At 60.3% G+C, this 5,396-nt stretch carries 6 protein-coding genes; 2 read left to right on the forward strand and 4 right to left on the reverse strand.

Going from position 1 to position 5,396, the window contains the following annotated elements; genetic code table 11:
- Positions 1–529 precede the first annotated feature (529 nt).
- Complete coding sequence (locus LJE91_13730) at positions 530–1,075, forward strand: hemerythrin domain-containing protein (protein ID MCG6869741.1); 546 nt, start codon at positions 530–532, stop codon at positions 1,073–1,075.
- Positions 1,076–1,178: 103 nt separating this feature from the next.
- On the opposite strand, the gene LJE91_13735 is transcribed toward LJE91_13730, so the two are convergent.
- From LJE91_13735 to LJE91_13750, 4 genes are all read right to left on the reverse strand, one after another.
- Entirely contained in the window at positions 1,179–1,973 is a 795-nt protein-coding gene (locus LJE91_13735; GenBank protein ID MCG6869742.1) for a thymidylate synthase, read from the reverse strand.
- Between the two features lie 13 nt (positions 1,974–1,986).
- Complete coding sequence (gene lgt, locus LJE91_13740) at positions 1,987–2,784, reverse strand: prolipoprotein diacylglyceryl transferase (protein MCG6869743.1); 798 nt, start codon at positions 2,782–2,784, stop codon at positions 1,987–1,989.
- A 119-nt stretch (positions 2,785–2,903) separates the two neighbouring features.
- Positions 2,904–3,689: a ParA family protein gene (locus tag LJE91_13745; protein ID MCG6869744.1), complete on the reverse strand. Its 786-nt coding sequence runs from the start codon at positions 3,687–3,689 to the stop codon at positions 2,904–2,906.
- 263 nt (positions 3,690–3,952) lie between these two features.
- Positions 3,953–5,134 (reverse strand): class I SAM-dependent rRNA methyltransferase, encoded by a 1,182-nt coding sequence (locus LJE91_13750; protein MCG6869745.1) that lies wholly within the window; start codon positions 5,132–5,134, stop codon positions 3,953–3,955.
- A gap of 125 nt (positions 5,135–5,259) precedes the next feature.
- Between LJE91_13750 and LJE91_13755 the strand changes: the two genes are divergently transcribed.
- A partial coding sequence (locus tag LJE91_13755) for a thioredoxin domain-containing protein (protein MCG6869746.1) occupies positions 5,260–5,396 on the forward strand: 137 nt, incomplete at its 3' end.

The raw sequence follows: 5,396 nt of genomic DNA on the forward strand, positions 1-5,396 counted from the left end.
ATACCATCCTGCTTGTCTTTGTCGTCCGTCCTCTGTGTTGCGACAACCGTTACATAGTTCGACTATGCGCCTGTTGTCGCGCCTTGATGACGAACGAAAATCCGGCGCGATCTGGTATGTCATTTTCCGGCAATCGCCTTAGGCGATTTCTGTCAAATGACATACCATCCTGTTTGACTTTGTCGTCCGCCCTCTGTGTTGCGACAACCGTTACATCGTTCGACGATGCGCCTGTTGTCGCGCCTCGATGACGAACGAAAATCCGGCGCGATCTGGTATGCCATTTTCCGGCAATCGCCTTATTGTTATGTCAGCACAGCGGTCACGCCGTGGATTGACTTTCGTCAACCCACTCCGCCGGATTGGCGATCTGCCCCGCGGTTCGTCGGCAAAATCGCAGGGTACCACCACCAGGACGTGTCGTGGCGTCAAAATTCTGCGAAAATCCACAGGCTAGATCTCAACATTCCATACCGGTTTGCTGGAAAAATGCTACCAGCTCGGTAAAACCCAGACAGGATTCCGGAATATGTCAAACATCGTTACGCGGCTTAGCGAAGACCACAGAAATTTCAGCAAGGTGCTGAAGGTCCTCATCTGGCAGATCGAGTTGATGAAGGCAGACGACGAACCGGACTACCTCCTGCTCAAGGACTGCCTGGACTATTTCTCCGAGTATTCGGATGTCATTCATCATCCCGGGGAAGACATTGTATTTGAGCAGCTGATCGATATGGACGAATCCCTGCGGCCGATCATCGACACGCTGACCCGGGATCACTCCCTACTCAAGCTGGTTACGCGGGATCTGGCGGAACAGCTGGACGTCATCGAGACCAACGCGATCATCGACAAGGGAGCGCTTAGGAAACGACTCGAGGAATACGTGACCCTGCAACAGGGCCACATGGATATGGAGGAAGGCCAGGTCTACCCGAAGCTCCGAAAGCTGATTACGCCAGAGATTTCAGCCGAGGTGGAGCAGCACCTGAACTCCGGCAAAGATCCCCTGTTCGGTGTCGACTCGCTCGCCCGTTACCAGAGCCTGCTGCAACAGATCACCGACCGCAGCTGACACGATCCGGTGCCGACCATCACCGGTGCCATATCCTGGTCGCGGCGCGCAACCGGTTTCCATTTACCTTCGTCGCGAGGCCACCCGGCGCGAATACCCCCGTTCAGACCGCTACGGGTGCCCGGATTCCGGGATGACACCGATAGCCGACCAGGTGAAAGTCCTCGTAGCTGAAGTCATACAGCGATCTGACATCGGGGTTCAATTCCAGTCGGGGCAGTTCGAACGGCGCACGTGCGAGCTGTAACCGTGTCTGTTCGATGTGATTCAGGTAGAGGTGCGCATCGCCCAGGGTGTGGATGAGCTCTCCCGCCCGAAGTCCCGTCACCTGCGCCACCATCTGCAGCAGCAGGGCGTACGAGGCGATGTTGAACGGGACGCCCAGAAAGATATCCGCACTCCTCTGATAAAGCTGACAGGACAATACGCCATTCGCGACGTGGAACTGGAACAGGAGATGACACGGCGGAAGGGCCATGCGCCCGAGTTCTCCGGGATTCCACGCGGTGACGATGATCCGTCTCGAATCCGGATCGTCACGAATCTGTTCGACAGCCCGGCTCAACTGGTCCACCACCTGCCCGTCCGCCGTTCTCCATGCGCGCCACTGTGCGCCATAGACCGGCCCCAGATCCCCGTTGTCGTCCGCCCATTCGTCCCAGATGGTCACGCCGTTCTCATGGAGGTACCGGATGTTGGTATCACCCCTCAGAAACCAGAGCAATTCGTGGATGATGGAACGCAGATGCAGCTTCTTCGTCGTCACCACGGGGAATCCCCGCGACAGGTCGTAGCGCATCTGATAACCGAACACCGAGAGCGTGCCGGTCCCGGTCCGGTCTTCCTTGCGCTCCCCGCTCTCTAGGACATGACGCATCAGGTCGAGATACTGGCGCATCGTGGCGCGTCCGTCAGGGGGTCCGCGACGGCTGCGGCTTCCCCCGGGCCCAGGCCATCAGCGCCACGCCGGCAACGATCATGGGCAGGGTGAGCACTTGTCCCATCGTCAGCCAGCCGAATGCCAGATAACCGATATGCTCGTCCGGCAGGCGTAAAAACTCGATCGCGAAACGAAAGGCACCGTAGAGGATCAGGAACAACCCGGACACCGATCCCACCGGACGCGGCTTGGAGGAATAGACCCAGAGCAGGACGAACAGCACCGCGCCTTCCAGCGCCGCCTCGTAAAGCTGGCTGGGATGACGCGGTAGCGGTCCCGCCCCGGGAAACACCATGCCAATGGGGGAATCCGTCACCCGCCCCCAGAGCTCACCGTTGATGAAGTTGCCGATGCGCCCGAAGAACAGGCCGGGTGCGACGAGCGGCGCGCCGAAGTCCATGGTGCGCCGGAAGCCCCACCCCTTCTTCCGTTGAAAGAACCAGATGGCGAGGATAGACCCCAGCAACCCGCCATGAAAGCTCATGCCACCCTCCCAGACGCGAAAGAACATCAGCGGATCGTCGAGGAAGCGGCCGAGATTGTAGAACAGGATGTAACCGATCCTGCCGCCGAGTACCACCCCGAGCATACCGTAGAACAGCATGTCGCCAATGTCTTCGGGGGACGCCACGGTATCCGCCCGACGCGCACGAATCCTGCCGAGCCACCAGAAGGCCAGGAAGCCCAGCAGATACATCAACCCGTACCAGTGAATCTTGAGCGGACCGATGCTGAGCGCAACGGGGTCGATCTCGGGGTAGGTGAGCATGGCGTGATATGGTATCACGCGGGCCAGGACGCACACCGTCCTTGTCGCCCGCGATTTCGGCGGCTAATCCGCCGGCGGATTAGCCGATAACGGGGCCGCCGAGGTGCGGCCCCGCTGCCCTAATGGTGGAATCCGTTGAGTTCGTTGTGCAACGCTCGGAATTCCTCGGTCAGCTTGTGATTGGGCGCGTAGTGCACCAGCGGCATCGATTCACTGTGCGACTCCCGGACCTTGACCGACGGCGAGATTCGCGATTCGAGGATGGGGTGCTCCTCGGCGATCAACTCGTCCACCAGCCGTTGCGGCAGATTGGCGCGGCTCTGGAACTGATTGACGACGATTCCGTCGATCTTGAGCGTCTTGTTGTGGTCTTCCCGCACCTCTGCGATGGACTCGATGAGCGTATACAGGGCCTCACGCGAGAACGCATCGCAATCGAACGGTATCAGGCAGGAGTCCGCCGCGATCAGCGCCGAGCGGCTGTAAAAGTTCAGTATCGGCGGGGTGTCGATATAGATGGTGTCGAAATCGTCCAGGGCCGAGAGCGCCTCCTTCAACTTGTAGATCTTGTAGCGGGACTCCAGCCTTCCCTGCAAAGGCTCAAGATCGGGGTGGGACGGGATCAGGTAAAGATTCGGAAACGGTGTCTCGTGAATGATGCCGCCCACCGTCGGCCCCTGAGCCTTGCCGAACGGGTTCAAGCTGAGCGTCGTCTTGAAGAAGTGCGCGATCGTCAGATCGGGATTGTCGATCTTCCTGCCCATCAGGTACTGCGTCGCGTTTCCCTGAATGTCCAGATCGAGCACCAGCGTCTGCTTGCCCTCCGCGGCGCCGATGGCCGCCAGGTTGCACACAATGGTTGATTTCCCGACGCCGCCCTTCTGGTTGAACACAACCCTACGCATGTCACTACCCTCCCAACAGCATGTGGTGAAGAACATTCGCGAGATGCGGATCGCCGCCGGCGGGGTTACTCGTAGCGGTCCACATTATCGATTTCTCGCCGGATAGACCCTCAACCGCGCCATTCATCGGTATGGAATCCCGGTGGTCACGGTGATTCGCAGCCTGATGATATAACAAACAATGGTATACGGCGTGTTTTTTCCAAATAAGATTCATATTTCAGTCGCAGACCCGTGAAGACAGGTCACCGACAATCCGGGGTTCAGACCACGCGAGCCACGATGCATTTGAGATAGGCCGACTCGGGGATGGCCGGATGAACGGGATGGTCCGGGGACTGGGTTCCTGTGGCGATGATCTGCAACCTGCGTCCCACCGACCGGCACGCCTCGCGAATCTGTCGGACCAGGGCATCGTGACCGAGATGAAAGGAGCAGGAGCACGACACCAGGATCCCGTCGCGCTCGATCAGTCGCACCCCGGCCCGGTTGATTCGGCGGTAGGCCTGGATACCGTTCTTCGCGTCCCGTTTGCGCTTGATGAACGCCGGCGGGTCCAGCACCACGACGCCGAATCGCTCCCCCGCCTCCGCCAGCGACCGCAGCGCCTGGAATGCCTCGTCCCGGCGCACCTCCACGCGTCCGGCCACGGAATTTCGCTCGGCGTTGCGACGCGCCAGATCGACGGCGGAGGCAGACTCGTCCACGCACAACGCGGACTCGGCTCCTCCCCTGACGGCAAGGATCCCCCATGCCCCCACGTAACTGAAGACATCCAGGACCCGGCGCTTCCTGGCAAATCTCGCCACCCTGCCGCGATTCTCGCTCTGGTCGAAGAACCACCCCGTCTTCTGCCCTCCCGCCAGCGTCACCTCGAACTGTCCCCCGTGCTCGGGCACCACGACGGTCTCCGGTACCTCGCCCTTCAGGATCTCGGAATAGCGTGGCAATCCTTCGAGTTCCCTGACAGCGGTTTCGTTCCGTAACAGGATCGATTCCGGGGACAGCAAGGTATCGACGGACGCGACGACGGCATCGCGCAAGCGCTCCATCCCGGCGGTGGTGATCTGGATGACCACATGGTCGTCGTATCGATCGACCACCAATCCGGACAGGCCGTCACTCTCGGCATAGACCATGCGGTAGAAAGGGGCCTCATACAACCGCCGGCGAAGCGCGTGCGCCTCTTCCAGGCGTCTGGCGATCAGTTCCGCCGTCAACGGAGTCGAAGGCTTTCGACTGACCAGGCGCGCACAGATCAGCGAGTGCGGGTTGACATACCCGGACCCCAGACAACGCCCGCCCGAATCGTGGATCTCCACCGGATCACCGGCCTCGAATCCCGACAGTGGCGAGGCGAGCGTATCGACCTCGTTGCTGAATACCCAGGGATGGCCGGCCCGCAGCCGCCGTTCTTCGTGCCGCTTCAGCTTGAGTATTCGCATGATCTGTCCGAGACACCGGATGGGGTGGAGAGGCGCGGCGATTATATACCCGCGGCTCGCTGTGGTTTCGCGACACGGTGGCGGTCAGGGTCTATATTGGCGCGATCGTGTAAAGAGAGTTCAGGATGTCCACGACAGGAAACCGCCTGGCCGCGCAAACCAGTCCCTACCTGCTTCAGCACGCCGGCAATCCGGTCGACTGGCACCCCTGGGGCGAGGAGGCACTGCGACTGGCCCGCGAACAGGACAAGCCCATCCTGCT

Source organism: Gammaproteobacteria bacterium (assembly GCA_022340215.1).
Classification (GTDB): Bacteria; Pseudomonadota; Gammaproteobacteria; order JAJDOJ01; family JAJDOJ01; genus JAJDOJ01.

Coding starts and splice junctions, on each gene's coding strand:
- LJE91_13730 (MCG6869741.1), top strand. CDS start 530: ATGTCAAACATCGTTACGCGGCTTAGCGAAGACCACAGAAATTTCAGC.
- lgt (MCG6869743.1), bottom strand. CDS start 2,784: ATGCTCACCTACCCCGAGATCGACCCCGTTGCGCTCAGCATCGGTCCG.
- LJE91_13735 (MCG6869742.1), bottom strand. CDS start 1,973: ATGCGCCAGTATCTCGACCTGATGCGTCATGTCCTAGAGAGCGGGGAG.
- LJE91_13745 (MCG6869744.1), bottom strand. CDS start 3,689: ATGCGTAGGGTTGTGTTCAACCAGAAGGGCGGCGTCGGGAAATCAACC.
- LJE91_13750 (MCG6869745.1), bottom strand. CDS start 5,134: ATGCGAATACTCAAGCTGAAGCGGCACGAAGAACGGCGGCTGCGGGCC.